Source organism: Alsobacter sp. P4_H11, assembly GCF_056400925.1.
The window spans coordinates 141,250-168,107 of sequence record NZ_JBFUKI010000009.1 but is presented as its reverse complement, the minus strand read 5'-3'; the positions used below and the strand labels follow the sequence as shown (position 1 = coordinate 168,107).

Genomic DNA, 26,858 nt, shown 5'->3' with positions numbered 1-26,858 from the left:
TACGTTGTAGTGAGCAGCTCGTAGAAGTTGCCATCCAGGAGGAAACACCATGCTGCGCCGTTCCATGCTCGGCCTGATGGGCGGCATCGCCCTCGCGGTTGCGACGCCCGTTCTCGCTCAGGACAAGCCTGTCACCATCCGCGTCGCGAGCGCTTTTGACCAAGGCACCGACATGATGAAGGCGGCGCAGAAATTCGCCGACCTCGCGCGCGAGCGCAGCAAGGGCTCGATCGACGTCAAGCTCTTCGCCGGCGGCCAAATGGGCGGCGAGAAGGACAATGTCGAGGCGCTGAAGCTCGGCGAACTCGAGATGGCGGTGTTCGGCACCTACCCGATCGTCTCGCTGGCGCCGAAGTATTCGTTCTTCGACGCGCCCTTCGTGTTCCGCGACAAGGCCCATGTCTACAAGACCTGGGAAGGCAAGCTCGGGGCCCAGGTGCGCGACATCTTCGAAAAGCAGCACGGGCTGCACACGGTCGGGATGATGGGCCGCGGATATCGGCACCTCACCTCCAACACGGCCATCAACAGCGTCGACGACCTCAAGGGCATGAAGATGCGCATGGGGCAGTCCCGTCCCTTCATCGACGCGTTCACGTCGGTCGGGGCCATCGTGGTGCCGATCGCGCTGCCCGAACTGTTCACCTCGCTCAAGCTCGGCGTCGTTCAGGGCTCGGATGGGCCGTTCGACCAGATCTACACGTTCAAGCTGCAGGAAGCGCAGAAGTACATCGCCGTCACCGGCCACCTCTACGCCACCTCGCTCTGGCTGATGAACGATCGCTTCTACAAGGGGCTGAGCGCCGACCAGAAGCAGATCGTGGATGCGGCCGCCAAGGAGGCGCTCGCCTATGGGGACGAGCTCTCGGGCAAGAGCGAGAAGGAGCTGGGCGACAAGCTGCAGGCCGCCGGCATGACCTTCACCAAGCCGGACTACGCGCCCTTCATGGCCAAGGCCAAGCCCGCCATGGACAAGCTTTTCGCGGATCTCTGGTCCGTGACGAGCGCGGGCGAAATCGCCGCCATCCAGTAACCGTCAGCGCCGGACGGGCCACGCGCCCGTCCGCCCCTCGCAGGAACCCTCCCGCATGGCCCGGCTGAACCGGTATCTCGACGTCTTCGCGGCGCTGCTGTTCGCCGCCGCCCTGTTTCTCGTGAACCTGCAGATCGTCTGCCGTTTCGTGCTCTCGATCTCTGCGCCATGGACCGAGGAGGTGAGCCGCCTCGTGTTTATCTGGCTCGCCTTCGTGGGCGCGGCGATCGGCGCACGGGAGGGCTCGCTGATCGTGATCGATACGCTGCCCGAGCTCATCGGCGCGCGCTGGACGGTCGTGATGGGGCCGCTGGTGCGGATCGTCAGCCTGGCGATCATCCTGTTCCTGTTCGTGGGCAGCATCCCGCTGGTGATGTCGGTATGGCCGACCACGCTCGCGACGGTGGACTGGATCTCCAACGGCTGGGCCTACCTGGCGTTCACGGCGAGCTTCGGCCTCATGGCCCTCTACGCCATGGCCCCGCTGGTGCTCGACGCGCGACGGCTCCTCGGAGGAACACGCTGATGGCCGGCGCCTATGTGTTCGTGCTGCTCGCGATGTTCATCGCCGCCGTGCCGGTGGCGTTCTCGCTGGCCGGGACATCCATCGTCATCACCATCCTGGAGCGCGGCGTCGGCTTCAGCCCGGCCTTCATGGTGCAGAAGGCGGTGTCCGGCATCGACAACTTCATGCTGCTCTCGGTGCCGTTCTTCATCTACGCCGGCAAGGTGATGAATGTCGGCGGCGTCACCCACCGCATCTACGCCTTCGCCAAGTCGCTGGTCGGCTCCGTGCAGGGCGGCCTCGCGCAGGTCAACGTCATCGCGAGCATCATCTTCGCGGGCATGACCGGCACCGCCGTGTCGGAGGCGGCCGGCCTTGGCACCGTGGTGATGAAGTCCATGCGCGAGGAGGGCTACAAGCCCGATCTCGCGGTTGCGATCGTGGCGGCGTCCTCGACCATCGGGCCGATCATCCCGCCCAGCGTGCCGCTGGTGATCTATGCGCTGATGGCGAATGTCTCCGTCGGCGGCATGCTGCTGGCCGGCGTGGTGCCGGGCCTGCTCATGGGTCTGTCCCTGATGGTGTGGATCGCCGTGCTGGCGCGCCGCACAAACCTGCCGCGCGGCGAGCGCTTCCGGCTCGCCACCGTGTGGGCCACCTTCAAGGACGGCTTCCTGCCGCTGATGACGCCCGTGATCCTGATCGGCGGCATCGTGTCGGGCGTGTTCACGCCCACCGAGGCCGCCGCCATCGCGGCGCTCTACGCCACCATCCTGTCGGTGTTCGTGTATCGGGCGGTGGGCCTGCGCGAGCTCATCGAGATCGCACGCTCGACCGTGGTCGACACCGGCGTGATCATGCTCGTGGTCGCGATGGCGATGATCTACGGCTACCTCGTCACCAGGGCGGGGCTGACGGACGCCATGGTGGCCGGCATGGCGAGCATCTCGACCGACCCGCACGTCGTCGGCCTGATGATCATCGGCTTCCTGCTGATCGTCGGCTGCTTCCTGGAGGCGACCGCCGCCATCATCATCCTGACGCCGGTGCTGCTGCCGATCATGCAGGTGAGCGGGCTCGACCCGATGCACATGGGCGTCGTGATCGTGCTCACGATGATGATCGGGCTGCTGACGCCGCCCTTCGGCATGGTGCTGTTCGTGCTGAACCGGATCACCGGCATCAGCCTGCACCGCATCGTCGTGGCGGTCGCGCCCTTCATCATCCCGCTGCTCGCCGTGGACGTGCTGCTGCTGTTCTTCCCCGCGCTGGTGCTGATCGTGCCGCGCCTCCTGATGTGACCCGCATTGGACCTGCCGATGACCGTCTCGACCTCCTCGACCCTCCGCCCTCTCGCGCCCGCCTTGCGGGACGCGGAGGCCGGCGGCTACGCGCTGGGCTCCTTCGCGCCGCGCTACACCAGCATGATCGCCCCCGTGCTGCGCGCCGCCATGAAGGCGCGATCGCCCCTGATCGTGCAGATCTCACAGCGCGAGTTCGAGCGCTACGGCACCGTGCCACGCCAGTTCGCGGACGCGTTCTTTGCCGCCGTGGAGGCCGAGGGGCTGGACGTGCCCGTCGTGCTGCACCTCGACCACACCTTCGAGATGCGGGTCATCGAGGCCGCCATGGATGCGGGTTTCACCTCGGTGATGATCGACCAGTCGGCCAAGCCGCTGGAGGAAAACATCGCCGTCAGCGCCGAGGTTGTGCGCGCCGCCCATGCGCGCGGCGTCTCCGTGGAGGCGGAGCTCGGCAAGATCGGAACCACCGACTTCATTGAGACGGACGAGGACGAGGAGCACTTCACCGACCCGCAGGAGGCGCTTCGCTTCGTCAACGAGACGGGCGTGGACGCGCTCGCGGTGGCGGTGGGCACGCTGCACGGCCATTACATCACCCGCCAGCCCCGCGTCGACCTCGCCCGCCTGGCGGCCATCCGGGCGCTGACGCCCGTGCACCTGGTGCTGCATGGCGGCTCCGGCGTGCCGCCGCACATGATTCACGACGCCATCCGCATCCCGGGCGGCGGCGTCAGCAAGGTCAACATCGCGACCGACCTCGAGCACGCCATGCTGACGGCGCTCGGGCGCACCGAGCGCATGAGCGACGAGGCTTGCCGGGCGCTGCCGGCCGAGCAGATGAAGTTGGCGCAGGACGCGGTGGAGCGCACCGTGACCGACAAGATCGAGACTTATCTGCTCAGCGCAGGCAAGGTCTGATCCGAGTCGCGCGCCCATCCGGGCTCGCCGAGCGGGAGAACGCCCCATGTTGAGCGCCGAGAGGAACCGCCAGCTGCGGCGCCGCCTCTTCGAGCGCGGCAGCATCCGGGTCTCCGAGGAGGCGAGGGCGTTCGGCGTTTCGGAAGAAACCATTCGGCGCGACATCAAGGCGATGGCGGCCGAGGGCGTGGCGGATGCGGTGTTCGGCGGCGCCGTGCTGCGCCCCGCCACCACCCTGGAGGCGCTCGGCATCCCGCCCGTGGACAGGCGCGGGCAGGTTCAGGAGCACGCCAAGGCGGCGATCGGCGCGGCCGCGGCCGCCATGGTGGAGCCCGGCCAGACCGTCATCATCGACGCCGGCACCACCACGCTCGCGCTGGCGCAGCGCCTGCGTCAGCTGCGCGGGCTGACCGTGATCACCAACGCCATTCCGGTCGCGCAGGTCTGCGCCAGCATTCCGGATTCCGTCACCTACGTGATCGGCGGCAAGCTCGTGCCCGGCTCCATGAGCATGATCGGCCCGCAGGCGCAGCGCGAGCTCAGCCAGTTCAGCGCCGACTGGGCCTTTCTGGGCGCGGCGGCCGTGGACGTCGAGCGCGGCTTCACCAGCGCCGACCCGTTCGAGGCCGAGATCAAACGGGCCATGATCGCGGCCGCGGCCCAGACCGCCATTCTGGCGGACGCCACCAAATTTGGCTCCCGCCGCTTCGCGACGTTCGCGCAGGCCGGCGACGTCGGCCATGTCGTCACCACCGCTGATGCGCCGCCCGACGCCGTGGCCTGGCTGGAAGCGGCCGGCGCCAAGGTGCAGTTATGCCAACTCCGGCTCCAGGAGCCCGCCCTATGAGCACCCCCACCGTCGCCATCCTGCACACCGCTCCCGCTACCGTGGACCTGTTCGGCCGCATGCTGCGCGAGCGTTCGCCGGGGCTGCGCATTCTAAACCTGCTCGACGACACCATCCTGCCCGAGCTGCGCGACAACGGCGGCGACCTGTCGGCGGTTGCGCCGCGCTGGTCCGGCTACGCCCGCACCATGCGCGAGCAGGGGGCCCACCTCATTCTCAACGCTTGTTCGTCGATCGGCGAACTCTGCGCCCAGGTGGAGCCTGAGGTGGGGGTGCGGATCGTCCGCGTCGACGCCGGCATGGCCCGCGAGGCGGTTGGCCGCGGGGCCCGGATCGCCGTTGTGGCGACCCTGCCCACCACGCTGCGTCCGACCGCCGGGGTGATCGGCGACGCGGCGCGCGAGGCCGGGCGTGAAGTCGCGGTCGAGTCCATCCTGGTAAACGGCGCCTACGAGGCGCTGCTGCGCGGCGACGCCGCCGACCACGACAGTCGCATCCTGGCGGCGCTCACGGGCGCGGCCGACCGCAACGACGTGGTCGTCCTCGCCCAGGCCTCCATGGCCCGCGTCGCCGCGGCGCTGTCGCCCGCCGCCCGAGCGAAGGTGCTGGCCAGTCCAGCCTTCGCGGTGAATGACGTCATCGCCGCACTGGGGATTGAAGCCGTCCACGCACCGTGAGCTGCGGCCGACCTCCTCGGATCTTTCCCGGAGCTGGATCTGCGCCGGCCGCGGTGGGCTGCGCCTCGTGGTAGCGCGGTCGCAGTTCGGCAGCAGACCGAACCGAGCTTCAAGGAAATCATCTCGCCTTCGTGCGTTAGGCTTGAGTGTGCCCTATCGCTCGCCCGTATCGGGCTTTTACGCGGAGGCGCCGTTCTGGCGCTCGCATTGGCGGCCGCCGGCGCAGCGGCCTGGATTCTGTCGGCCCCGCGCCCGGCGGTCGCCGCGAGCGCGCAGGCCGAACCGGGCGGCGACGCCGAGCGCGGGCGGCTGGTGTTTCTGGCCGGCGACTGCGCGTCCTGCCACGCGTCTCCGGGCCAGGAGGACCGCCTGCGGCTCGGCGGCGGCATGGCGCTCGGATCACCCCACGGGGTGTTTCGCACGCCCAACATCTCGCCGGACCCGGACCATGGGATCGGCCGCTGGACCGATGCGGACCTGGCCAACGCCCTGTTGTCCGGCGTGTCCCCGGACGGACGGCACTACTACCCGGCGTTTCCCTACACCAGCTACGCGCATATGCGCCCGCAGGACGTACGAGACCTGATGGCCTATTTGCGAACGCTTCCGCCGGTCGCGGGCGCGCCGCACGCGCATGAGGTCGGTTTCCCATTCACGGTGCGGCGGGCGATCGGGCTTTGGAAGCTGCTCTACCTGGATCGTCGTCCGATCGAGCCCGATCCGGGGCGCAGCGACGCCTGGAACCGCGGGCGCTACCTGGTGGAGGCCGTGGCCCACTGCGCCGAGTGCCACTCCAGCCGCAACGTCGCGGGCGCGATCCGGGAAGAGACGCGGTTCGCCGGCGGGCCCGACCCGGAGGGCGCCGGCTTCGCGCCCAACATCACGCCGGCCGCCATCGGCGACTGGAGCGAGGCCGACCTCGTAGAGCTGCTGACCAGCGGGCGCACCCCTGCGGGAGCGTATGTCGGCTCCACCATGGCGGACGTAGTCCATAATGCGAGCCAGTTGCCCGTAGAGGACCGGGCCGCCATCGCGAGCTATATCCGCAGCTTGCCGGCGCGGCCCACACCCAAGCCCTGATGAGCGTCGCCGCCTTCAGTGAGCGTAAAGCCAGGCGGCGACGTCGCGCGCCTCCGCCTCGGTGAGGCCGGTCGCCGGCATGGCGGAGCGGGGCGAAACGCTTTGCGGGTCGACGATCCAGCGCACCAGGTTCTCGCCGGTGTTGCGCAACACGCCGCCGACGAACACCCGCTCGCGCAGACCCTCCAGAGACGGCGCAACCTTGCCGTCCGCGCCGGGCACGCCCGGGATGGTGTGGCAACCGGCGCAGCCGTAGCGGATCATCAGCGCGGGGGCGCGTGCGGCGTCGCCATGGGTTAGCGCGGCTGCGACGGCGGTGGTCTGCTGGCGGTGCTGCAGGGCCTTCCAGCCCAGCAGGCCGGCGCCCGCAAGCAGGCCCAAAGCGAGGCACGCGCCCACGACCAGCAACGCTCCGTGCTGCGACTGCGCAGGGGCGAGGTCGCGCGCTGGGTCGTCGGTCGCGTCAGGCCCGGTCAGGGAGCCGCCAAGCAGCCGTCCGCCGGCAAAGCCCGCCAAGGCGGCCAGCGCGGTCAGGGAGAGAAGCGCCCTTGCCCTCGTCATGGATCGGCCTCCAGAGGGATTGGCGTCCAGGTCCGGCCCGAGCCGCGGATCCATAGCGCCGCGAAGCAGAGCGCCGCCACGGCGTAGATCGTGCCGACGGGGGCCCACATCACCAGCCCGGCGATCTGCTGGTCCTCCAGCGGGGTCAGCCCGGCGCGCTCGGCCCCGGCCGTCTGGCGCAGATAGAGCACGCGCGGGGCGAGTGCGATCAGGGCGCCCAGCACGCTCATGTGGATCATCGTGAGCGTCACATGGCCAAAGGCCTCCCCAGTCGAGGCGCGGTAGAACATCGACCACCAGAAGATCAACCCGGCGGCCAGGAAGCTGGCGTGCTGCAGAAGATGCACGGCCGTGGAATCCAGCGACGTCTCGAACAGGGCGGGCGCGTGCCACGCCCAGAGCACGACGGCATGAAGCGCCGTCGCGCTGACCGGATGAACGAAAGACGACCAGGCCGCCCGGGCGGCGCGGCTGCGCAGGGCGGCGCCTATGGCGTGGCGCGCGGTGGCGGGGAACGCCCATAGCGCCGGGCCGAGCGGCCTGCCCAGGACCAGCAGCGGCGCGGCGACCGCCATGACGATCTCGTGCTCCACCATATGGGCGGTGAAGAGCCGCTCACCCCAGGCATGGAGGGGCGAGACGAGCGCCAGCGCCAGGGCCAGCCAGCCGGCCGCGAAGGCGCCCGTGCGCAACGCGCGGCCGTGCGAACACCGCCGCGTTTGGCCGCGCAGGCGCAGCGTTCCACGCCCGACGAGCGCGGCGGCGGCGACGAGCGTTGCGACGACCAGGGGGTTGAACGTCCAGCCCGGATCATCGGCGTGCGGTCCGCCATGGGCGCAGGCGGGCGCGGCGGCGACGAACACGGCGGCGCCCAGCGCCGCGACAAGGATGGCGCGCGGGCTCATAGCCGCGGCGCCCAATACAGGCAGGCGTAGAGCGGCAGCCAGGTGGCGACAACGAAGTTCCAGTAAAGCGCGTTGTCCTGCACGTCGCCGACGCGGCGGGGATTGTCGCCGTGCCGCGTAAACATCAGCACGGTGAGCACGAGTGTGTCGGCAAGGTCAGTGACGATGTGCGTGGTGTGCAGGCCGAGCAGCGTCCAGACGATCGACCCGTAGGCGTTTGTGTCCCAGTTCACGCCGAGCGCCATGAACTCGTAGACGCGAGGGACCAGCGGCGCGACGCCGAGGACGCTCATCGTCACCATCCCGATCCGCACCTTGCGCAAGTCGCGGCTGCGAGCCCAGCGCGACACCAGGATGTTGGGAGCCACGCTGGCGACGAGCAGGATAGTCACCAGCGTTCCGGCCGCGAGCCGCGGCGGCGGGGCTCCCGGCGGCCATTCGGTCGCGAGGCTCTGCAGGTAGAAATACATCGCGATCACGAGGGCGAAGCCCGTGCCCTCGATGAGCATGAACGCCAGCGTGCCCCACCAGGTCGGCGAAGCGACGCCCCAGCCGTGCAGGGGCAGCGCGGAAACGTCGAGGGCAGGGCGCTCCTTCATCCTTCATCCTCGGCGATGCCCTTGGGCCAGAACCAGCCGATCAGCGCCACGGCCATCGGCACAGATCCCCACACGACCGCCCAAGGCGTGAAGATGGAGGCGATCAGCATGATCGCGGTGGCGATGGCCGCCAGCAGGGGCCAGATCGAGTCGCCCGGCGACGATTCCCGCGCCTCCGGCTTCGCGGCGCCGACCGATGTCACCAGGAGTTCGCGGCGCTCCACGCGCAGGCCCGTGACGACCGGAAGCGCATTCGGCTCGGCCCATAGCGGGGCCGCATCCGTGCAGACGGGGAGATGCGCGAAGTTGTAGGGCGGAGGCGGCGAGGCTGTCGCCCATTCGAGCGTCGGCGCGTCCCAGGGGTTTTCCCCAGCGGGCGGCCCCCTGAGCAGGCTGCGGACAACGTCGACGAAGAACAGCAGGAAGCCGGCCGCCAGCACGACCGAGCAGAGGCTCGCAAAGAAGTTGAGCCCGCCCCAGCCCATCTCGGGCTGGTACGTGTAGATCCGCCGCGGCATGCCCTGCAGGCCGAGGATGTGCATGGGAAAGAACGTCAGGTTGAAACCGACGAAGAGCAGCCCGGCCACCCAGCGGCCGAGGCGATCGCTCATCATCCGCCCGGTGAACTTCGGGAACCAGTAATAGACCGCGCCGATGAGCGGGAACACGGCGCCGCCGACGAGCACGTAGTGGAAATGAGCCACCACGAAATAGGTGTCGTGCACCTGCGCGTCGAGCGGCACGGAAGCCACCATCACGCCCGTGAGGCCGCCCGCCACGAAGGTGATGATGAAGGCCACGACGAACAGCAATGGCGGGCGCCACACCGGCCGGCCGCTCCAGATCGTCGCCAGCCAGCAGAACATCTGCACGCCGGCCGGGATGGCGATCGCCATGCTGGTGGCCGTGAACACGCTCGCGCCGACCGCAGGCAGGCCGGTGACGAACATGTGGTGTACCCAAAGGCCGAACGACATGACGCCGATGGCGATGATCGACAGCACGATCGCCAGATAGCCGAAGACCGGCCGCCGGCAGAAGGTTGGCAGGATGGCGGACACCATGCCGGTCGCCGGCAGGAAGATGATGTAGACCTCGGGGTGCCCGAAAAACCAGAACAGGTGCTGCCACAGCAGCGCGTCGCCGCCTTCGGCCGGATTGTAGAAATGCGTGCCGACGAGGCGATCCAGGATCAGCGTCGTGCTCGCCACCATGATGGCCGGCATGGCCATGATGACCAGGAACGAGGTCACCAGCATCGACCAGGCGAAAATCGGGATCCGGTCGAGCGACATTCCGGGCGCCCGCTGCTTGAACACGGTCACGACGATCTCGATGGCCACCGCCAGCGCGGCGATCTCCGTGAAGGTGATCATCTGCGCCCAGATGTCGGCGCGCTTGCCCGGCGCGAACTGCGGACCCGACAACGGCACGTAGGCGAACCACCCGACGTCCGGACCCATGTCGACCAGGAAGGCCGTCCACAGCAGCAGCCCACCGCACAGGTACGTCCAGTAGGAGAAGGCGTTGAGGCGGGGGAACGCGATGTTGCGCGTGCCCACCATCAGGGGGACCAGGTAGATCGCCATGGCCTCCATCACCGGAACGGCGAACAGGAACATCATGTTCGAGCCGTGCATGGTGAAGACCTGCGCGTAGAGGTCCGCCGAGAGGATGCGCGCTTCCGGCCAGGCCAGTTGCAGCCGCATCAGCATCGCCAGCACGCCGCCCAGGGCCAGGAACACGAAGGCCGTGACCACGTAGCGCCGGCCGATGATCTTGTGGTCCACCGTGGTGAGCGCGCCCCACACGCCGCCGCGCGACCGCCAAAGGGCGTCGAGCTGCCGCTCCAGCAGCCCGCGCTCGGTCTCGCGGTCGCGCTGGTCGCGGCGGATTGCGGCGGCCAGGTCGGCTTGGGCGCTCATCGCAGGCCCGCCAGATAGGCGGAGACGGCGCGCAGCTCATCGGGCGCGAGGGGCGTCATCGGCATCAGGTTCCCGGGCTTGATGGTCTGCGGATCGGCGATCCAGGCGGCCAGCGAGCCCCGCGTCACCGGCAGCAATCCGGCCGCGATGGTGGCGCGTCCGGCCACATGGGTGAGGTCCGGGCCGACCGTGCCCGCGGCGGGGGTTCCGCGCACGGCGTGGCACGACGCACAGTTGCGCCGCGTGAGCACGGCCAGGCCTTCGCGCGCCTCGTCGCTCGCGGGCGCGGCGGCTGGAGCGGCCTGCTCGGCGCGCCAACGCTCGAAGGCTTCGGGCGCTTGAGCGACGACGATCAGGGACATGTGTGCGTGCTGGAGACCGCAGAACTCGGCGCATTGGCCGCGATAGACGCCCTCGCGCTGCGCCGTGAATACGAGCGTGGTGTCGCGGCCCGGGATCATGTCGCGCTTTCCGGCGAGGCTCGGGATCCAGAACGAGTGGATCACGTCGCTGGCGGCGAGCTCGATGCGCACCGGGCGGCCGACCGGCACGTGGATCTCGTTGGCGGTGACCACCGTGCGGTCGGGCCGCGGGTCGGGATAGGTGATCTCCCACCACCACTGGAAGCCGGTGACCCGGATCGGGAGCGCGTCCGCGGCCTGGGCCTCATAGTGGCGGCTGGCGAAGAAACTCGCCGCCGTGAGCCCGACCAGGGTGAGCACGGTGATGACCGCGCCGGCCGCCACGACGCGGCCCATGCGGCGCTCGGAGCTGGGATCGGGCCGCAGGTCCGGCCCGTCCGCGGCGGAACCGCGCCGGCGCAGCAGGGCGGCGGCCAGGATGGCCGCCACGAGAAGCCAAACCACGCTGCAGACCGTGAGAAACAGCAGGAAGTGGTCGCGCAGTCCGCCGGCCTGCGGCCCCTGCGGATCGAGCGCGGACTGCCACCCGGCGCAGCCGGAGAGCCCCGCCGCGGTAGCCGGCGCAAGCAGGATGCGGACGTGCCGCAGCGCGCGCGCGACCAAGTCAGGAACTCCCCGGACGACGCGGCTCGAACGCCGCCGGGGCGCGGTTCTCGGCCGGGCGCGGCTGCATCTGGTCATTGCGGCTGGTCGCCCCGGTCACGGCCTTGTAGCTGCCGACGCTGCGGACGTAGCCGGCGAGCTGCCAGATCTGCTCCGGGGTCAGCCGGTCGCGAAACGGCGGCATGCCGTTGTCCCGCCCGTCGCGGATCGACCCGTAGACCGAGGCGGGATCAGCGCCGTAGCGCCAGCTTCCGTCCAGAAAGGCGGGGCCGGACGCCCCGCCGCCATCGGCGTGGCAGCCGCGGCAGTTGAAGGCGTCATAGAGCCGCTTGCCCTGGGCGAGCGCGAACGCGTTGGTCTCGTAGGGCCTGCCCATGGCGACGTACACGTCCGGCGGGGCGCCCCCGATAAGGCCGGGCATCAGCGCGACCGCGTCCAACCCTTCCAGCGCCGGAGGATCGAGGCGGTATTCCCGTTCCTCGCGCCGACAGCCGGCCACGAGGGTTGCCGCAAGAACCATGATGACGAGGGACCGCATCACCGGAGCCGGAACACTGTCAGCGCGGCGCCCTGGCCGGTCCGCTCGGGGAGGTCCGCCAGCAAATGGGCGACGCCGGACGCCGCCGTGCCATCGCGGCTGTCGGTCTCGCGATCGCCGGGGACGCCGAACGGGCCGGGCAGGCCGGACAGGATCGCGATGGCGTCGCGCCCTTCGGGATCGCGCAGCGCGATCGGCTGGGCGACCGTGCCGGCCGGCAGGCGATGGCTCCAGAGCAGCGCACCCGTTCGGGCGTCGAGCGCCTTGAGAGCGCCGTCGAGAGTGCCGTAGAACACGAGCCCGCCGGCCGTCGCCAGCACTCCGCCAGCGACCGGAAAATCCTCAGGCACGGACCACGCGCGCCGCCGGGCGCCAACGTCCCAGGCGACGAGTTCGCCACGCGGGCCGCTGGGCGGAGGCGTCAGCCGCAGGTTGACACCGCTATAGGGCGTCCCCGCGATGAAGCCGGTGCGCCGCGCCTCCAGGTCCATGCACGTCCGGTTCACGCCCAGATAGGCGAAACCGGTTTCCGGCGAATACGCGCCGCCGCCCTGCAGTGCGGGCGCGGCGGCCGGGCAGATCCCGCGCGCCACCCTGTTTTCACGCGGCGCCTTGTCGGGGCGCTCGCGCAGCGTTCCGGCGGCCGGATCGTAGCCGCCATGGGCGGTAATGTCCGTGTAGGCGTCGGCCGCCAGCGTCTCGCCGGTGCGCCTGTCGATCACCCAGAACAGGCCGTCGACATTCGCGTGCAGCACGAGAGCGCGACGCGATCCCTGCCAGTCGCGCTCCACGAGCATGATGGGTCCGGCGCCGCCGTAGCCGAAGCGATCGTTGCGGTTGAGCCCGACGAACCAGAGCGCCGCGCCGTCGACCAGGCGACGCGCCATCAGGCCGGACGTCCAAAGGTTCTCGCCTGGCCGCTGGAGCGGGTTGGCGGGAGCAGGGCGTCCCGTCCCGTGCACCAGCACGCCGGCGGCTTCGTCGACCACGATCGGACCCGCCACCGTCCCGCCGCCATGCTCGAATGCGCCGGGCGGCCATGTGGCGACGCCGAGGTCACGCCCTTCGTCGCGGGCCAGCGGCGGATGGAAGTCAGGCCCAATGCCGACATCCGCGTCAGGGCCCGTGTTGAAGCGGCGCCAAATCTCATGGCCGTCGGCCGTGTCCAGGGCCGCGATCCACCCGCGGGCGCCGTTGTCCTCGCCGGAGTTGCCGACCATGACCACACCGCCGGCCAGGACGGGACTTGCCGTGAGGCCTTCGCCGGCCCGGAGGTCGGCGACGACGCGGTCCCACAAGACCGAGCCGGAGGCCGTGTCCAGGGCGACGACATGCCCGTCCAGCGTCGCCACGAATGTCCGTTCGCCGGCGGCCGCGGGTTGTCCTCCCGGCATGCTGAACGCGAGGCCCTTCGCCATACGGTCCGCCGGCGGCGCATAGCGCCAGCGCGGATTGGGATCCGCCGAAAAGGGCTGGTGAGCCACGACCGCGTGGGGGAACGGCGTCTGGGCGATCACGAGGTCACCAATGACCGCGGGCGCTCCGGCCTGGCCGTCGGGGCTGCCGAGGAACGCCTCCTTCGCTCGATCGAGGCGGCCGACGGTCTCGGGATTGATGCCCGCGAGGGTTGAGAACCACATGCCGTCCCGAGGGACGTCTTCGGCGCGCGCCGTGGTGGTAAGCGCCGCGCAGACGAGGGCGGCGGCGAGGCCGATTGCCGCATGGATGCGGGCTGGTCGGCGATACGGGCGCCACCGCGCTGCAGCCGGACGCGACGAACTCAACAGAAACTCGGCCACGGTTTTCTTTGCCCCCGCAAGCGGCACGGTTGGACGGAAAATCAACACCGGCGAGGCGTATCGGTTGCCTCGGCGGGCGGAGTTCGTACCGGACAGCGCAGGAACGCGGGCGCGGGGCAGCCGTTGTGGACAAAACCGCACGACCCGGGCGCACGACCATGACCAAGAACAGCGTCGACTCGTATCTTTTCCCCGCGGGGGGCTGGGGCTCGGTGAAATCGCTGGCGACAATCCTGGGCCAGGAGCACATCCCCATCGCCGGACCGCTGCTGCTGCGCAAGCAGAACAAGGTCGACGGCTTCATGTGCGTGAGCTGCGCCTGGGCCAAGCCTCATCCGCCGCATCCGTTCGAGTTTTGCGAGAACGGCGCCAAGGCGACCGTCTGGGAGCAGACATCGAAGCGCGTCGGCCCGGAGTTCTTCGAGGCCCACCCGGTCGATGAGCTGCTGGGCTGGTCGGATCACCAGCTCGAGGAGGTCGGCCGGCTGACGCATCCGCTCCGCTACGACGCCGCGTCCGACCGCTACAAGCCCGTGTCGTGGGAGGACGCCTTCGCGGAAATCGGCCGCGAGCTGCGGGCTATGCAGCCCGACGAGGCGGTGTTCTACAGCTCCGGCCGGGCCTCGCTCGAGACGTCCTACATGTACGCCCTGATGGCGCGGGCGTTCGGCACCAACAACCTGCCGGACAGCTCCAATATGTGCCACGAGACCACGTCCGTGGCGCTGCCCCAATCGATCGGCGTTCCTGTCGGCACCGTGCTGCTGAAGGACTTCGACGAGACCGACCTGATCCTGTTCTTCGGACACAATGTCGGCTCCAACGCGCCCCGGATGCTGCACCAGCTCCAGGAAGCCCGGAAGCGCGACGTTCCGATCATCACCTTCAACCCGCTGCGCGAGCGCGGCCTGGAGCGCTTCATCAACCCGCAGTCGCCGACCGAGATGGCGACGCTCATGTCGACGCAGATCTCCACCGCCTACCACCAACTCCACGCCGGCGGCGACCTTGCGGCGTTAACGGGGATCTGCAAGGCGCTGATCGCGCTCGATCAAGCGGCGCGTGCGGCGGGCGAGCCGCCGGCGCTCGACCATGCGTTCATCGAGGAACACACCAATGGCTTCGAGGCGCTGGCCGCTTTCTGCGACGCGACCGAGTGGGCCAACATCGAGCGGCGCAGCGGCCTGACCCGCGAAGCGCTGGAGGCGGTCGCGGCCGTGTACGCCAAGGCCGAGAAGGTGATCGGCATCTACGGGATGGGCCTGACGCAGCATCGGCTAGGCGTCGAGACCGTGCGGATGCTGGCCAACCTGCTGCTGCTGCGCGGCAACATCGGCAAGCCGGGGGCTGGGATCTGCCCCGTCCGCGGCCACTCCAACGTGCAGGGCCAGCGCACCGTCGGCATCACCGAGAAGCCCGAGCTGGCTCCCAACGACAAGTATCGCGAACTCTACGGCTTCGAGCCCCCGACCAAGAAGGGGATGCCGATCGTGGAGGCATGCGAGGCCGTGCTGTCGGGCGGCGTGAAGGCCATGATCAGCCTCGGCGGCAACCTCATCCGCGCCGTGCCGGACACGGCCCGCATCGAGCCCGCGTGGCGCACCCTGCGGCTCACCGTGAACGTGTCGACCAAGCTGAACCGCTCCCACCTCGTTCCGGGCGCGGTCTCGTATATCCTGCCGTGCCTGGGCAGGATCGAGGTGGACGTGCAGGAGACAGGGCCCCAGGCGGTCTCGATGGAGGACTCGACGGGCTGCTTCCACGGGTCACGCGGCATGGCCGACCCGGTCAGCGAGCACGTGCGCTCCGAGCCATGGATCGTGGCCCAATTGGCGAAGGCCATCCTGCCGCCCAACCCGCGCATGGATTGGGACGGCTGGACGGCAGACTACGCTAGGATCCGCGACGCCATCGAGGCGACCTATCCGGAGATCTTCAAGGACTTCAACGCCCGTCTGTTCGAGCCCGGCGGGATGGTGCGGCCGCTCGGCGCGCGCAACAGGATCTGGAAGACGCCGTCGGGCAAGGCGGAGTTCGCGACCCCGCCCGGTCTCGAGCCCGATCCGGACATGCCGATCGAGACGCACGACGCGCTGCGGCTCATCACGATCCGCTCCAACGGCCAGTTCAACACCACCATCTACCGGGAGGACGACAGGTTTCGCGGGATCAAGGGCACGCGCAAGATCCTGTTCATGAATGCCGACGACATCGCGCGGCTCGGCCTGGAGGAGGGCGCCGCCATCGTGCTCTCGACGGTGTCCCACGACGGCGTCGAGCGCCGGTCGATGGAGCTGAAGGTCGTGACGTATGACATCCCGGCCGGCAACTGCGCCGGCTACTATCCGGAACTCAACGTCCTGCTGCCGTTGTTCCACCACGACAAACAGGCGAAGACGCCAGCCGCGAAGTCCATCCCGGTCAAGGTGGAGCGCAGTCAGGGTTGATTGCAGCCGAGGTTCATGTGGCGAGCCCTCGCTCGCGAGGGCGCCCGCCTGCGGGCCGCCGGTGTCCGGCCTGCTCGTAAGAAGATTAATGTCATCCTAGTAATTGCGCGCTAAACGTTACTTGCTTAACGCTGCCGACTACGCGTCTTGCGCGCGCGATCGGGCGAACCGTGGGGCGACGCTGCGCGATGGACCCTCTCTTTCGTCGACATGGTCGGGACCGAAAGAGCGTGCGCATCGAAGCTGCGCTGCGTACCGGCATGGTGACCTGCCTGGCGCTCGCGGCGCTCTGGGCGATCTCCGGCATGCGGGCCAGCCAGCCTCAAACCTTTCCGTTTCAATCTTACGCGCAGTCTAACCGCCAGGCCATTCCGCCGCTTAATTTCGAACGCAGCGTCCTCCAGACACAGCCACCCCCGGCGCCTACCGGTGAACGTTCGGCCGGAGCCGTGCCGCCTGCGCCGCCAGCCGACGCCGACCTGCAGGCGGTGTTCAGCGCGGGCGACGGGCGCGAACACATGATGCAGGTGTCCTCACCGGCCGTGCTGGACTCCCGCACGCTGGCGATCGGCGCGCTGCGCCTGCAACTCGAGGGCGTCGAGCTCGAAGACCCGTCCGAGATCTGCAAGCTTCCGAGCGGCCAGCTCGCCACCTGCGCGGACCGCGCCAGGACGCAACTCGAACTCCAGGTGCGCTGGCGCAGCCTGCAGTGCCGCTATCGGCTCAACACGCTCACCTTTGCGATCGGCTCCTGCCGTGCGGGCGACGTGGATTTGGCGGAACGCCTGCGCGCGGCCCGGCCGACCTGGCGCAACAGCGCTGATCCGGCGGCCGTGATCGCGGCGGCGCGCAAAAATGGATCGTCCTCCTCCGACGGCTTGCTCGAGACGATGCAGCCTGCAACCATGCTGCTCCAGTCGATCGCCGCGCCGGTGCCCGCCGAGGCATTCGCGCGTTAAGCGGATCAAAATCTCGGATGGGCGACGGCCGCTCCCGAGCGGGCGGGAAGGAGCAGGGATGAACACGATGCGCGTCCTGAGCACCCTGCCCATGGCGGCGCTCGTCATCGTGGCTGTGCTTGCTGGCGGAGGCGGCCAGTGCGCGGCCGGCGCCCAGACGTTGCGCCCCTACCTTGGCGAAACCGCCGCAGAGTTCGAGGCGCGCAAGAACGGGCAGGTTTTCCGTTCCGCCGAGAACCAGGATGCGGTGACGATCCCGGCCGATCGCTACGGCCATTATCAGCTGCAGATCAGCATCGGCGGCCAGCCGATCCGCATGGTGGTCGACACCGGCGCGAGCGCCATCGCGCTGTCGCACGAAGACGCGCTGGCAGTCGGCCTGAACGTCTCCAAGGCGGACTTCACGCGCAAGGTGGAAACCGCGAACGGCCCGATCGAGGCGGCCCCGGTGCGACTGAAGCTCGTGACGGCGGGCACGATCGCGTTGGAAGACGTCGACGCCCTTGTGCTGCCGCCCAAGCGCCTCGGCGTCAGCTTGCTGGGCATGTCTTTCTTGAATCGCCTGGGCGGATTTGAAATCGCCAACCAGGTTCTCACCCTGCGCCCCTGACGTAAGCTATATTACTTAAGGTAGTATTTTGATTATCCACAAGACTTGGTTGTGGAGTGCGTGTGTTTAGCTGATGATCGATCGAGCCGAGAGCCGCCTTGGGCGCGCTGACGGCGGCGGAAACGCAAGGGCCGGGGGGCGCTTCGATCGATGAGGGGACTGCGTAGCCTTCTGCGCTGCACGTCGGGAGCCGTGCTTCCCGAGTTCGCGTTCGTGTTGCCGATCCTGGCGGCGCTTGTGCTCGGGATCATCGGATGCGGCGAGTTGCTCTACGGCTACCTCGCCGTCGAGAAGGCCGTTCGCGGCGGTGCGCGGTACCTCGCGCGGGTCCAGCCCGGCAATGCCTGGGGCGCCCAGCACGCGATCGATATCGCCACGGCGGAGATCAACAAGTCCGGCGCGAGCAGCGCGGTGGTGACGTCGGTGTGCGGCGGCGCGAATCGTTGCTTGCAGGCGCAAGTCTCCATGCCGGTGAACACCCTGTCGATCTTCGGAATCGCCAGCCCCATTACGCTGACGGTGCGGCATGACCAGCCCTATATCGGCGAATAAGCTTCTCCACGACACGTCAGGGGCCGCGCTCGTCGAGGGCGCGGTCGTGCTGCCGCTGTTCGTTCTCATCATCGTGGGCCTTCTGGATCTCGGGCTGTTCTTCTGGCAGTGGAATGCCGCCGACAAGGCCGTGCATGCGGGCGCGCGGCGCGCGATCGTATGGGATCCGGTGGCCTCCGGCAGCGGCCTCACGGCCGTGGACACGATCTGGGACCCGACCAAACTCGGCCAATCCTGCTTTGTCGCGGCCAGCGGCTGCCCCACCCTGAAGGTCGTGTGCACCAGCGCGGGTTGCGGCTGCACGGGCACGGGCTGCACGGGCGGCTACGCGCTTTACGACCGCTCCAAGCTGGCCAAATCCGACCCTCTCTACGACGGAACGCGCAAGCAGGTCCTGGCCGAACTGGTCGACGTTATGAAGCCGCTGCTGCCGCAGCTCACGGCGCAGAACGTCAGCGTCACCTATGAGAGCAATCGGCTTGGCTTCGTTGGGCGGCCCGGGGCCGTGCCGGCCGACGTCACCGTCAGCCTCCAGAACCTGAGCTACGACTTCATCATCCTCGACAAGATCGTCGCCGCCATGGGGCAGACCCTCCCCATTCGGGCGTCGGCCACGCTGCCGAGCGAAGATCTCGTGGCCAATCAATAGGGCGGCCTGTGGCGATGATTTTCTTCCAGCCAAGACACCTGCTGCGACGCCTCATTCGCGACCGGCGCGGTTACGCGATCGCGATGTTCGGCGTCCTGCTTCCCGCCATGCTGGGCATCGTCGGCCTCAGCGTCGACCTGACGCGCTACCAGATCCTCCATAGCGAGCTGCAGGACATCGCCGACGCCGCGGCGCTGGCGGCAGCCTCCAAGCTCGACGGCACGGCGGCGGGGATGCAGGCCGCCTCAGCGGCCGCCCTGGCGATGACCAACGACATGCGCTTCGCCAAGGACGCCAAGGGCGTGCAGGTGAACGCGCCCGTTTTCCTGAATTGCGGGCAGGTGAACTGCGCGGTGACCACCATCCCGTCCGAGGCGAACGCCGCCCGCGTGCAGACGGTGGACCGTTCGCTCACGGTTTGGTTCGCCACGGTGGTGGGGGTGGCGGCCAATCTGCCGACCTCCGCGCAGGCCGAAGCGGAGTCGCTTTACATCGCCTGCGCGGTGCAGCCGCTGATGCTGTGCACGCCCTTTGGGCAGGATGCTTTCGAGAACCATGTGAAAGCCGGGCAGATGCTGCGGCTGAAGCCAAAGAGCGGCGCCGGGAACCTGCTGCCGGGCGACTTCGGCCTGCTGGATCCCCCCAACCTGAACACCTCCGGCGGCCCGCAGCAGACCGTGAACCTCGCCAGCAGCAAGCCGAACTTTTGCTACATCAACAACGTCTCGGTGAAGACCGGCGGCACCAACGGCCCCATCCAGGACGGCACGCAGGTGCGGTTCGACATCTACCCGAGCGGCAACTCGCTCGTCGCCTCCATGTCGCCGGCCCCCAACGTGATCAAAGGATTGATCCCCAAGACCGGCGCCTGCGTGAACACCGCCAATGCGACTGCGGCCGAGCAGCTGCCGCGCGACACCTGCCTGCCGCAGCCCGGCGCCGCCGCGAGCGCGGTGGGAACATGCTCCCAGAGCGTGCCCCAGAGCGGATCGTCGTCGGCGCTGGAGATCGGCGACGGGGTCTGGTCCAGCAAGGCGCAGACCTACTGGAACAATCACCACTCCAAGACGATGCCGGCCAATCTCGGGCTTGGGCCAAACAATGGCGGGATGTCGCGCTACGAGCTCTATCTGCGCGAGACCGGATGTGACGCCAGCACGGGCATCTGCACCGGAATCCCGCAGGCAGGCTACGAGTGGAAGACCGCCAGCAACGGCAACGGAAATGGCAACGGCAATGGCAACGGGAATGGAAACGGCAGCGCCGCCGTGGAGAACCCCGCGCCCGCCTGCGCGGCCAGCAAGGGCATCGCGCCCGGCGGGCTGGATCGGCGCCTGATCTACGTCGCGCTCGTGGATTGCTCGGCCCAGGCCCAGCAGGTGACCGGCAACGGCACGCAAACTTCCATGGCCAGCGCCAAGCTCGCCGAGTTCTTTCTCACGGAGCCGTCGCTGGACGGCCAGATCTACGCCGAGTTTGTCCGGGTCATCAAAGCGCCGGACGATCGGCTGCACCACATCGTTCAACTGCGCCGGTGAGGATCGCCCGATGCCAGCCAACATTCTCCCTGCCAGCATCTCGCGCCTGACGCGCCACGACTACGTGCTGCGCCTGCCGCTGGTGGCGTTGTTCGGTTATGTGGCGGCCAGCAAGCTGATCGGGTGGGTGGAAGTCGCCCGCGACCCAACCGCCTCCTGGCTTACGCTCGCCACCATCTCGGCGAGCCTGCTGTTCGCCACCACGATGTTTGTTCTCACGGTGTTTCGCTGGAAGCCGCTGCGGGCAGGGGGCGGCCTTGGCAACGCTTTCAAGGCGGGGGCGGGCAGCTTCCTGCCGCTACTGATGGTCGCGATGCCGCCCGCGCATCTGCCGCCGGCCGTGGAGGCGCTGGCGATCGTGATGATCCTGGCCGGTAGCCTGCTGTCGTTCTGGACGATCACGCATCTGGGGCGTTCCTTCAGCATCATGCCGCAGGCGCGCCAGCTCGTGACAACGGGCCCCTACGCGGTGGTGCGGCATCCGCTCTACCTCTGCGAGGAGATCGCCGTGATCGGCGCGATGCTGTCGTGCCTGTCGCCCACGGCCTTGCTGCTGGCCGCGGTGCACTGGGTGTTCCAGACGCGGCGAGCCGCCGCCGAAGAGCAGTTGCTGCGCGAGACCTTTCCGGAATACGCGGCCTATGCGGCGCGCGTGCCGCGCTACTGGCCCGGATTGCGCAAGCCGCTCGTGGCGGCGGCCGAGATCGCACCCTGACGCCGCCCAGGCGGGCCTTATCGGACGGTGGCGAGCAGAGCCACCGCCCAGGCGGCGCAAATCGCAGGTCCGAACGGGATTTGGCGCCGCGGCCCGATCTGGCGAGACGGGAATATCCGCAAGCGAGCGCCGAGCACGTAAACGGCCGCGAAGACTGACAGCAGCAAAGAGAACAGTGTTGCGCCGGCGGCTCCGATCCAGAGAAACGCAACCGCCAGCAGCTTAACGTCGCCGCCGCCCAGCATGTTGGCCGCGTAGAGCCCGATCAGCACCGCGCCGATCGCGGCGGCGAAAACACCGTGCCAGAGCAGCAGCGACAGATCCGCTCGCACGAGGCACCACGCCAGGAACAGAACCGCGAGGCCAAGCACGACGCCATTGGCGATGCGGTAGTGTCGCCAATCCTCGATTGCGACGTAAGCGAGCGTCCCCGTCAGGACGATGAGGACGGCCCACTCGGGCGCGCCGCCGACTGCGAGCGCCATTCGCTTCTCACATTCTGGATGAACGTCCAGTGGCTCACGCAGAAGCCCGCCAGGGACGCGGCCGCGAGAACATAGACCAGGTAAGTATCCGGGTTGTTGATGTAGCCGCTGGGAACAAGCGACACCGACAGGCTGGACTTGAAGCCCGCCACCATGGTGACCGCGAGCGTGGCCGCGGCCGCGAAGGCCATGTTCGCAAAGCACGCCACCAACAGCCGGACCCGGAACAGGTGGGCGGCGATGATGGCCGCGAGGATCACGCAGCCGACCGCCAGCGATGCCGGGCCGAACAGATGCTCGGTGAGCGGCGACCGCACCCTGACGAATTCAAAGGGGCTGAACACTCCGGTGTTCAGGCGCCACAACAAGGCGTTGCCGGGGCTGATCGCGAGCAGCTGCGCGGCGGCTTCCGCCGCAACGAACGACCCCGCAACGAGGAGCGAGCCAAATGTCTGGATCGAGGAGGCGTTCCGCATGTCGGCATTAAAACGCCTGAGCGTTAATAAAGTTTAACCGTTAAGGCGGCGGGGGGCGAACTTGCGCCGATCCGGCGATGGTCGATCGACCTAATGCTTTTGGCGTTACATCGAAGGTTATGGAAACGGCGTGCGTAAAAACACGCACGCGAAAGTCCAAATCCCTATCAGGAAAGTGTAGGTTTCTTACCCGATGTGGCGGCATGGTAACCATGGGTCTTTCAATATGTCAGAATCATGCACCCATCATTGACAATTTGAACGTTTAACAGTTCATTAAGAAACACGGGAAGGTTGTAGAGGCAGGTGTAGCGCGATGTATAGCGTGACGCCGTCGCAAGTTCCCAGTGATCGACGCCGGGCCGTTCTGGCGTTTATTGGAAGGGGTACTATGATGATCAAGTCAATCGTGAGCCGTCTGCGCCGTGATGAAGAAGGCGCTTCCTTGGTTGAATACGCCGTTCTTCTCGGTCTGCTGCTGGCCGTAACCGCTGCGACGCTGACCGGCATCGGAACTGACGTCAACACCATCTTCACCAACGTGAAGACCTACACGGGCGCCGTCGCCGGCTGAGCTGCCGCGCTCGGGTGGCAGCCCCTTGAAGATGAGCTTGGGCGCGTCCCAAGCTCATCGTCTGTAGAAAGTATAGCTGGGGGGCGTACATGCGTTTCGGATCTTTGGCGCTGCTCCTGCTCGCGCTGGCCCTCGGGGGACTCGCGGCCATGACGGCCCGCACTTATCTTAACGGTCGCGCAATGGCGCCGACGCCTGCCGGCAAGGTGGTGGTAGTCGCCACGCAGCCTCTGGCGTTCGGGGCTCAACTGACGGCCGACAACGTCGCCGAAATCGCGTGGCCCAACGACTCCGCGATCGACGGCGCCTTCCTGAGCAAGGAAGAGTTGCTCAAGGACGGCAAGCGTCTCGTGCTTGCGCCGATCCAGCGCAACGAACCCATTCTGACCACCAAGATCACCGGGCCCGGCCAACGCGCCACCCTCTCCACCATGATCGAGCAGGGCATGCGCGCCGTGGCGGTGCGAGTGGACGAGGTGCGCGGCGTGGCCGGCTTCGTTCTTCCAGGCGACCGGGTGGATGTCGTGCTGACGCGCGATGAAACCGGAGCCATCAAGGACCAAGGCTTTGCCGACATCCTGCTGCAGAACGTGAAGGTCCTGGCCGTCGACCAGGTCATCGGCGACCAGCAGGACAAGCCCACCGTCGCCCGCGCGGTGACGCTGGAGCTCAGCTCGCCGCAGGCTCAGAAGATCATTCTCGCCCAGGGCGTAGGCCGCTTGTCTCTCATGTTGCGTCAGGCCGGGGAGGGCCTCGAGGAGGACGTGCGCCGCATCACGGTGGGCGACCTCGGCAAAAGCGAAATCTTGGCGCCGCCGCCTGTGGCGCCGGCCGAGCCGGCCCCGCGCGTCACGTCCGCGAGGGCGCCGGTCCAGCCACGTGACGTGAACGTGATTGTCAATGTTGTACGTAACGGCGCGAAACGCGAGCAGTACAGTGTGACTTCCGAAGCACGATAAATTAACAACGATTGTCGACACAACCGTAAGTTGTAATGGGGCATTATTGGCCGCGAGGCCGGTAGTGGGGGCGGGCATGGTTCATCAGGTCGGTTTTCGCCGAGGGAGGGAGCGGGGCTCCTGGCGCCTATTGGCGTCGGGGGCATTCGCGGTTGTGCTGGGTGGCGCCCTGGCGGCGCCCATTGCGGCCTCCGCGCAGGCGCGCCGCGAGGCCGCCACCACCCGCATGACGGTCGCGGTGAACAAATCGCAGACCACGCGCCTCGGCTACGCCTTCCAGGACGTGCTCGTCGGCTCCTCGGAGATCGCCGATGTCGTGCCGCTCAGCGACCGCACCCTCTACGTGCTGGGCAAGAAGATCGGCACCACGAACGTGTCGGTGTTCGACGAAAACAAGAAACTCGTCGGGGTGATCGACGTGGACGTCGGCGTCGACGCCTCCGCGGTGCAGTCGCGCGTGTCGCAGGGCACCGGCTCGGGCAGCATCCGCGTCCGCAGCCAGGGCGACCAGGTGGTGATCAGCGGCACCGCCGAGGACGCCGTGACCGTTGACCGCGCGCTCAACATCGCCACCAAGATGGCCCCGGGGGGCGTCGTCAACGCCACGCAGGTGTCGTCGCCGCAGCAGGTGATGCTGAAGGTCCGCTTCCTCGAGGTGAGCCGCAACGCCGGTCGCGATCTTGGCGTGCGCTTCGAATATGCCGGCCGCAACGGCCTCGCCACCAGCGGCGTCTTCGGCCAGCCTCCGAGCCAGGTGTCGAGCTCGATCAATCCCACGAGCACCACCGGCGTGCCGCTGGTCGCGGCCGTGAACCAGGCCATCAACGCGGCCATCAGCAACGCGACGCCGTTCGGAACCGCGATCCAGCGTTTCTCGGGCTCCACCTACCAGCTCGACGTCTTCGTGAGCGCGCTGGAGAGCCGTGGCCTGGCGCGGCGCCTCGCCGAGCCCAATCTCGTCGCCATGTCGGGCGACACCGCCGACTTCCTGGCCGGCGGCGAGTTCCCGGTGCCGGTGAACTCGCAGACCTCGAACGGCTTCCCGACGGTGACGATCGCCTACAAGGAGTTCGGCGTCGGCCTGGCGTTCACCCCCACGGTGCTGCGCAACGGCGTCATCAACCTGAAGCTCGAACAGTCCGTGAGCGAGCTCGACCCGACCACGGCCGTGCAGGTCGGCGGCGTCGCGGTGCCCGGGCTGGTGAAGCGCCGCGCCAAGACCACAGTGGAAATGCGCGATGGCCAGAGTTTCGCGATTGCGGGCCTGCTGCAGAACCAGAACGAGCGGCTGGTCAACCAGATCCCATGGCTGGGCTCGGTGCCGATCCTGGGCGCACTGTTTCGCAGCAGCAACTACAACCAGAAGGAAACGGAACTCGTCGTGATCGTGACGCCCCATCTGGTGAAGCCCGCGAAGCCGGGCGACGTCATCGCGGGTCCCACCGATTCCACGATCCCGCCCAACGACGTCGACTTCTTCGCCGCCGGCAAGCTCGACGTCACCAAAAGCCGCCACGACGTGATCCGCGAATACGTCGTGTCCAACGGCGCCGCGATCGGGGCCCATGGCCACATCGTCGGCGGCGCCGCGCCGTACCAGGCCAACTGAGATGGCCAAGCTCATGCCCCGTTTCCCGCTCCGCACCGGCCTGCTTCTCAGCGCTGTCGCGACCCTGCTGGCCGGCTGCGCCGAGGATTATCTCGACCGCCGCGACACGATCGCGTCGTCCTCCGGCAACGCAGTGGAGACCAACATCGCCACCCACGTGATCGACCCCTGGCCGCGCCGCGCCTTCGACACCAGCATCCCGGCCGACGGATCCCGCGTGCAAGGCGCCGTGGAGCGTTATCGCACGGGCGAGATCATCGAACCGAGGGTCGGCGCGAGCGCGGCCAAGGCTGCGCCGGGCGCCTCCGCGGCGGCGACCCGTTGAGCCTCGCGATGTCCCGGCAAGCTTGGCGCAGGAGTGGTCGAAAAAGCCTGGCTTCCGGGCTTGAAGGCGCGCACGACCGATGAGCGCGATCATCATCAGCGCCGACGGCGAGAACGATCAGGTGCGGCTGCTGCGCCGGCTGCTCGGCGAAGTCGGCGTCCGCTCGACCGTTGCGCCGACGCTCGACGCGAACGCCCACGCGGCGAGCCAATCGATCGTGTTCGTGCCGGACATCTACGCCGATCCGGCGCTGGCCGATTGGATGATCGCTCTCGCCGAGCAATGGCCCAACCTGTTCTTCGTGTATGTCGCCGACGACATGACGGCGGACGGCTACAAGCGCCTCATCCGCACCGGTGCGGCGGACTGGATCAAGTGGCAGACGCTCACGATCGAGCTGATCGAGGTGCTTCGCCGCCGTCGCGGCGGGGGAGGGGCTGAGGCGACGCCACACGCCGCCATTGTCAGCGTGCTGCCCGTGGCGGGCGGCGTTGGCGCGTCCACGATTGCGTTGGAAACCGCCGTGCTGCTGGCGTCCACGAAGCAGAAGGGCAGGGGCGCGCCCCGCACGGCGATCCTGGACCTGAACCTGCAGCAGAGCGCCTACCCGGAATATCTCGATATCGATGCGCGGTTCGACATCAATGAGGTGATCGGTCATCCCGAACGCCTGGACGGGCAGCTCATCGATCTCTTCGCCAGCAAGCATGCGTCGGGCGTGCACATCTTCTGCGCTCCGCCCAGCAGGTTCGACTTCGCGGCGATCGACGACGCCGTGCTGTTTCGCGTGCTGGACGAAATCGCCAAGCGCTACGACATCATCATTCTCGATTTGCCGGCGGTCTGGTTCTCGTGGCGCGACAACATCCTGGTCGGGTCCGATCTGGTGTGCCTCGTGTGCGGCTTCAGCATCCCGTCCGTGAAGCGCTCCGCGCGCATCCTGAAGCAGGTCGAGGAACTTGGCGTCGCCGCTGAGAAGCTCGCTGTGGTGGTGAACCGCTTCGAGCGGTCCTGGTTCGGCGGCACCATCGAGCGCTCGGATGTGACCGGCGCGCTGCAAGGCCCGGCGATCCACTTTATCCACCGCGATGACGCCGCCGCCTCCGAAGCCGTGAACACCGGCCAGTCGATCCTGCGCAGCCGCCGTAGCCGGCGCATCCGCAAGGACATCGCCCTTCTGGTCCGGTGGATCGAGAAGGCCCGGCCGGAGGTCGCCGCATGACCGCCGGCCTGAAAGGACGATG

At 68.2% G+C, this 26,858-nt stretch carries 28 protein-coding genes; 19 read left to right on the top strand and 9 right to left on the bottom strand.

Annotation, left to right across the window (positions count from 1 at the left end):
• Positions 1-49: 49 nt before the first annotated feature.
• The 7 genes from AC1DSZ_RS17295 (at position 50) to AC1DSZ_RS17265 (ending at position 6,364) form a co-directional block, all read left to right on the top strand.
• A complete protein-coding gene (locus tag AC1DSZ_RS17295; protein WP_476839590.1) occupies positions 50-1,033 on the top strand; it encodes a TRAP transporter substrate-binding protein in 984 nt (327 codons plus the stop codon).
• A 55-nt stretch (positions 1,034-1,088) separates the two neighbouring features.
• Positions 1,089-1,559, top strand: a complete 471-nt coding sequence (locus AC1DSZ_RS17290; protein ID WP_476839589.1) for a TRAP transporter small permease — start codon at positions 1,089-1,091, stop codon at positions 1,557-1,559.
• Positions 1,559-2,839 carry a TRAP transporter large permease gene (locus AC1DSZ_RS17285; RefSeq protein ID WP_476839588.1) on the top strand — a complete coding sequence of 427 codons (1,281 nt, stop codon included), beginning with the start codon at positions 1,559-1,561 and terminating at the stop codon, positions 2,837-2,839. The genes AC1DSZ_RS17290 and AC1DSZ_RS17285 overlap by 1 nt, the downstream gene beginning before the upstream one ends.
• Before the next feature lie 18 nt (positions 2,840-2,857).
• Complete coding sequence (locus AC1DSZ_RS17280; RefSeq protein WP_476839587.1) at positions 2,858-3,760, top strand: class II fructose-bisphosphate aldolase; 903 nt, start codon at positions 2,858-2,860, stop codon at positions 3,758-3,760.
• A 46-nt stretch (positions 3,761-3,806) separates the two neighbouring features.
• A complete protein-coding gene (locus tag AC1DSZ_RS17275; protein WP_476839586.1) occupies positions 3,807-4,607 on the top strand; it encodes a DeoR/GlpR family DNA-binding transcription regulator in 801 nt (266 codons plus the stop codon).
• On the top strand, positions 4,604-5,284 hold the full coding sequence (locus tag AC1DSZ_RS17270; protein ID WP_476839585.1) for a hypothetical protein: 681 nt from the start codon (positions 4,604-4,606) through the stop codon (positions 5,282-5,284). The genes AC1DSZ_RS17275 and AC1DSZ_RS17270 overlap by 4 nt, the downstream gene beginning before the upstream one ends.
• 207 nt (positions 5,285-5,491) lie before the next feature.
• Positions 5,492-6,364, top strand: a complete 873-nt coding sequence (locus AC1DSZ_RS17265) for a c-type cytochrome (protein WP_476839584.1) — start codon at positions 5,492-5,494, stop codon at positions 6,362-6,364.
• Positions 6,365-6,379: 15 nt separating this feature from the next.
• Here the strand turns inward: AC1DSZ_RS17265 and AC1DSZ_RS17260 are convergent, their stop codons facing one another.
• From AC1DSZ_RS17260 to AC1DSZ_RS17230, 7 genes are all read right to left on the bottom strand, one after another.
• Positions 6,380-6,721 carry a c-type cytochrome gene (locus AC1DSZ_RS17260; RefSeq protein ID WP_476839648.1) on the bottom strand — a complete coding sequence of 114 codons (342 nt, stop codon included), beginning with the start codon at positions 6,719-6,721 and terminating at the stop codon, positions 6,380-6,382.
• A 200-nt stretch (positions 6,722-6,921) separates the two neighbouring features.
• The gene (locus AC1DSZ_RS17255; RefSeq protein ID WP_476839583.1) at positions 6,922-7,830 is read right to left on the bottom strand and encodes a cytochrome c oxidase assembly protein; all 909 of its coding nucleotides are present in this window, start codon (positions 7,828-7,830) and stop codon (positions 6,922-6,924) included.
• Complete coding sequence (locus tag AC1DSZ_RS17250; protein ID WP_476839582.1) at positions 7,827-8,429, bottom strand: cytochrome c oxidase subunit 3; 603 nt, start codon at positions 8,427-8,429, stop codon at positions 7,827-7,829. Before AC1DSZ_RS17250 ends, AC1DSZ_RS17255 begins: the two co-directional genes overlap by 4 nt.
• On the bottom strand, positions 8,426-10,354 hold the full coding sequence (gene ctaD / locus AC1DSZ_RS17245; protein WP_476839581.1) for a cytochrome c oxidase subunit I: 1,929 nt from the start codon (positions 10,352-10,354) through the stop codon (positions 8,426-8,428). The genes AC1DSZ_RS17250 and ctaD overlap by 4 nt, the downstream gene beginning before the upstream one ends.
• On the bottom strand, positions 10,351-11,379 hold the full coding sequence (gene coxB / locus AC1DSZ_RS17240; RefSeq protein WP_476839580.1) for a cytochrome c oxidase subunit II: 1,029 nt from the start codon (positions 11,377-11,379) through the stop codon (positions 10,351-10,353). Before coxB ends, ctaD begins: the two co-directional genes overlap by 4 nt.
• 1 nt (position 11,380) lies before the next feature.
• A complete protein-coding gene (locus AC1DSZ_RS17235) occupies positions 11,381-11,917 on the bottom strand; it encodes a c-type cytochrome (RefSeq protein ID WP_476839579.1) in 537 nt (178 codons plus the stop codon).
• Positions 11,917-13,716: an outer membrane protein assembly factor BamB family protein gene (locus tag AC1DSZ_RS17230; protein ID WP_476839578.1), complete on the bottom strand. Its 1,800-nt coding sequence runs from the start codon at positions 13,714-13,716 to the stop codon at positions 11,917-11,919. Before AC1DSZ_RS17230 ends, AC1DSZ_RS17235 begins: the two co-directional genes overlap by 1 nt.
• A 158-nt stretch (positions 13,717-13,874) precedes the next feature.
• On the opposite strand from AC1DSZ_RS17230, the gene AC1DSZ_RS17225 reads away from it, so the two are divergent.
• The 7 genes from AC1DSZ_RS17225 to AC1DSZ_RS17195 all read left to right on the top strand — a co-directional run bounded on the left by AC1DSZ_RS17225 (position 13,875) and on the right by AC1DSZ_RS17195 (position 21,186).
• Positions 13,875-16,163 (top strand): FdhF/YdeP family oxidoreductase, encoded by a 2,289-nt coding sequence (locus AC1DSZ_RS17225; protein ID WP_476839577.1) that lies wholly within the window; start codon positions 13,875-13,877, stop codon positions 16,161-16,163.
• Positions 16,164-16,393: 230 nt separating this feature from the next.
• Positions 16,394-17,122 carry a hypothetical protein gene (locus AC1DSZ_RS17220; RefSeq protein ID WP_476839576.1) on the top strand — a complete coding sequence of 243 codons (729 nt, stop codon included), beginning with the start codon at positions 16,394-16,396 and terminating at the stop codon, positions 17,120-17,122.
• A gap of 58 nt (positions 17,123-17,180) precedes the next feature.
• Complete coding sequence (locus AC1DSZ_RS17215) at positions 17,181-17,732, top strand: retropepsin-like aspartic protease family protein (protein ID WP_476839575.1); 552 nt, start codon at positions 17,181-17,183, stop codon at positions 17,730-17,732.
• Between the two features lie 192 nt (positions 17,733-17,924).
• A complete protein-coding gene (locus tag AC1DSZ_RS17210; RefSeq protein WP_476839574.1) occupies positions 17,925-18,284 on the top strand; it encodes a TadE/TadG family type IV pilus assembly protein in 360 nt (119 codons plus the stop codon).
• Positions 18,259-18,933 (top strand): TadE/TadG family type IV pilus assembly protein, encoded by a 675-nt coding sequence (locus AC1DSZ_RS17205; RefSeq protein WP_476839573.1) that lies wholly within the window; start codon positions 18,259-18,261, stop codon positions 18,931-18,933. Before AC1DSZ_RS17210 ends, AC1DSZ_RS17205 begins: the two co-directional genes overlap by 26 nt.
• 14 nt (positions 18,934-18,947) lie before the next feature.
• Positions 18,948-20,471 carry a pilus assembly protein TadG-related protein gene (locus AC1DSZ_RS17200; RefSeq protein WP_476839647.1) on the top strand — a complete coding sequence of 508 codons (1,524 nt, stop codon included), beginning with the start codon at positions 18,948-18,950 and terminating at the stop codon, positions 20,469-20,471.
• 10 nt (positions 20,472-20,481) lie between these two features.
• Positions 20,482-21,186 (top strand): methyltransferase family protein, encoded by a 705-nt coding sequence (locus AC1DSZ_RS17195; protein ID WP_476839572.1) that lies wholly within the window; start codon positions 20,482-20,484, stop codon positions 21,184-21,186.
• A 17-nt stretch (positions 21,187-21,203) separates the two neighbouring features.
• On the opposite strand, the gene AC1DSZ_RS17190 is transcribed toward AC1DSZ_RS17195, so the two are convergent.
• Together AC1DSZ_RS17190 and AC1DSZ_RS17185 are read right to left on the bottom strand one after the other, a co-directional pair.
• The gene (locus tag AC1DSZ_RS17190) at positions 21,204-21,671 is read right to left on the bottom strand and encodes an A24 family peptidase (RefSeq protein WP_476839571.1); all 468 of its coding nucleotides are present in this window, start codon (positions 21,669-21,671) and stop codon (positions 21,204-21,206) included.
• Positions 21,620-22,147, bottom strand: coding sequence for a hypothetical protein (locus AC1DSZ_RS17185; protein WP_476839570.1), 528 nt, complete (start codon positions 22,145-22,147; stop codon positions 21,620-21,622). Before AC1DSZ_RS17185 ends, AC1DSZ_RS17190 begins: the two co-directional genes overlap by 52 nt.
• A 394-nt stretch (positions 22,148-22,541) precedes the next feature.
• Between AC1DSZ_RS17185 and AC1DSZ_RS17180 the strand changes: the two genes are divergently transcribed.
• The 5 genes from AC1DSZ_RS17180 to AC1DSZ_RS17160 all read left to right on the top strand — a co-directional run bounded on the left by AC1DSZ_RS17180 (position 22,542) and on the right by AC1DSZ_RS17160 (position 26,836).
• A complete protein-coding gene (locus AC1DSZ_RS17180; RefSeq protein WP_476839569.1) occupies positions 22,542-22,721 on the top strand; it encodes a Flp family type IVb pilin in 180 nt (59 codons plus the stop codon).
• An 89-nt stretch (positions 22,722-22,810) separates the two neighbouring features.
• The gene (cpaB, locus tag AC1DSZ_RS17175) at positions 22,811-23,680 is read left to right on the top strand and encodes a Flp pilus assembly protein CpaB (RefSeq protein WP_476839568.1); all 870 of its coding nucleotides are present in this window, start codon (positions 22,811-22,813) and stop codon (positions 23,678-23,680) included.
• 154 nt (positions 23,681-23,834) lie between these two features.
• Positions 23,835-25,289, top strand: a complete 1,455-nt coding sequence (locus AC1DSZ_RS17170; protein WP_476839567.1) for a type II and III secretion system protein family protein — start codon at positions 23,835-23,837, stop codon at positions 25,287-25,289.
• 1 nt (position 25,290) lies between these two features.
• The gene (locus AC1DSZ_RS17165; protein WP_476839566.1) at positions 25,291-25,614 is read left to right on the top strand and encodes a hypothetical protein; all 324 of its coding nucleotides are present in this window, start codon (positions 25,291-25,293) and stop codon (positions 25,612-25,614) included.
• Positions 25,615-25,693: 79 nt separating this feature from the next.
• Positions 25,694-26,836: a CpaE/TadZ family protein gene (locus AC1DSZ_RS17160; protein ID WP_476839565.1), complete on the top strand. Its 1,143-nt coding sequence runs from the start codon at positions 25,694-25,696 to the stop codon at positions 26,834-26,836.
• Positions 26,837-26,858: the final 22 nt, after the last annotated feature.

Bases quoted from the DNA above. Each gene is read 5' to 3' on its own strand.
- AC1DSZ_RS17295 (WP_476839590.1), top strand. From the start codon at position 50: ATGCTGCGCCGTTCCATGCTCGGCCTGATGGGCGGCATCGCCCTCGCG.
- AC1DSZ_RS17290 (WP_476839589.1), top strand. From the start codon at position 1,089: ATGGCCCGGCTGAACCGGTATCTCGACGTCTTCGCGGCGCTGCTGTTC.
- AC1DSZ_RS17285 (WP_476839588.1), top strand. From the start codon at position 1,559: ATGGCCGGCGCCTATGTGTTCGTGCTGCTCGCGATGTTCATCGCCGCC.
- AC1DSZ_RS17280 (WP_476839587.1), top strand. From the start codon at position 2,858: ATGACCGTCTCGACCTCCTCGACCCTCCGCCCTCTCGCGCCCGCCTTG.
- AC1DSZ_RS17275 (WP_476839586.1), top strand. From the start codon at position 3,807: ATGTTGAGCGCCGAGAGGAACCGCCAGCTGCGGCGCCGCCTCTTCGAG.
- AC1DSZ_RS17270 (WP_476839585.1), top strand. From the start codon at position 4,604: ATGAGCACCCCCACCGTCGCCATCCTGCACACCGCTCCCGCTACCGTG.
- AC1DSZ_RS17255 (WP_476839583.1), bottom strand. From the start codon at position 7,830: ATGAGCCCGCGCGCCATCCTTGTCGCGGCGCTGGGCGCCGCCGTGTTC.
- AC1DSZ_RS17250 (WP_476839582.1), bottom strand. From the start codon at position 8,429: ATGAAGGAGCGCCCTGCCCTCGACGTTTCCGCGCTGCCCCTGCACGGC.
- ctaD (WP_476839581.1), bottom strand. From the start codon at position 10,354: ATGAGCGCCCAAGCCGACCTGGCCGCCGCAATCCGCCGCGACCAGCGC.
- AC1DSZ_RS17235 (WP_476839579.1), bottom strand. From the start codon at position 11,917: ATGCGGTCCCTCGTCATCATGGTTCTTGCGGCAACCCTCGTGGCCGGC.
- AC1DSZ_RS17225 (WP_476839577.1), top strand. From the start codon at position 13,875: ATGACCAAGAACAGCGTCGACTCGTATCTTTTCCCCGCGGGGGGCTGG.
- AC1DSZ_RS17215 (WP_476839575.1), top strand. From the start codon at position 17,181: ATGAACACGATGCGCGTCCTGAGCACCCTGCCCATGGCGGCGCTCGTC.
- AC1DSZ_RS17205 (WP_476839573.1), top strand. From the start codon at position 18,259: ATGACCAGCCCTATATCGGCGAATAAGCTTCTCCACGACACGTCAGGG.
- AC1DSZ_RS17200 (WP_476839647.1), top strand. From the start codon at position 18,948: ATGATTTTCTTCCAGCCAAGACACCTGCTGCGACGCCTCATTCGCGAC.
- AC1DSZ_RS17195 (WP_476839572.1), top strand. From the start codon at position 20,482: ATGCCAGCCAACATTCTCCCTGCCAGCATCTCGCGCCTGACGCGCCAC.
- AC1DSZ_RS17190 (WP_476839571.1), bottom strand. From the start codon at position 21,671: ATGGCGCTCGCAGTCGGCGGCGCGCCCGAGTGGGCCGTCCTCATCGTC.
- AC1DSZ_RS17185 (WP_476839570.1), bottom strand. From the start codon at position 22,147: ATGCGGAACGCCTCCTCGATCCAGACATTTGGCTCGCTCCTCGTTGCG.
- AC1DSZ_RS17180 (WP_476839569.1), top strand. From the start codon at position 22,542: ATGATCAAGTCAATCGTGAGCCGTCTGCGCCGTGATGAAGAAGGCGCT.
- cpaB (WP_476839568.1), top strand. From the start codon at position 22,811: ATGCGTTTCGGATCTTTGGCGCTGCTCCTGCTCGCGCTGGCCCTCGGG.
- AC1DSZ_RS17165 (WP_476839566.1), top strand. From the start codon at position 25,291: ATGGCCAAGCTCATGCCCCGTTTCCCGCTCCGCACCGGCCTGCTTCTC.
- AC1DSZ_RS17160 (WP_476839565.1), top strand. From the start codon at position 25,694: ATGAGCGCGATCATCATCAGCGCCGACGGCGAGAACGATCAGGTGCGG.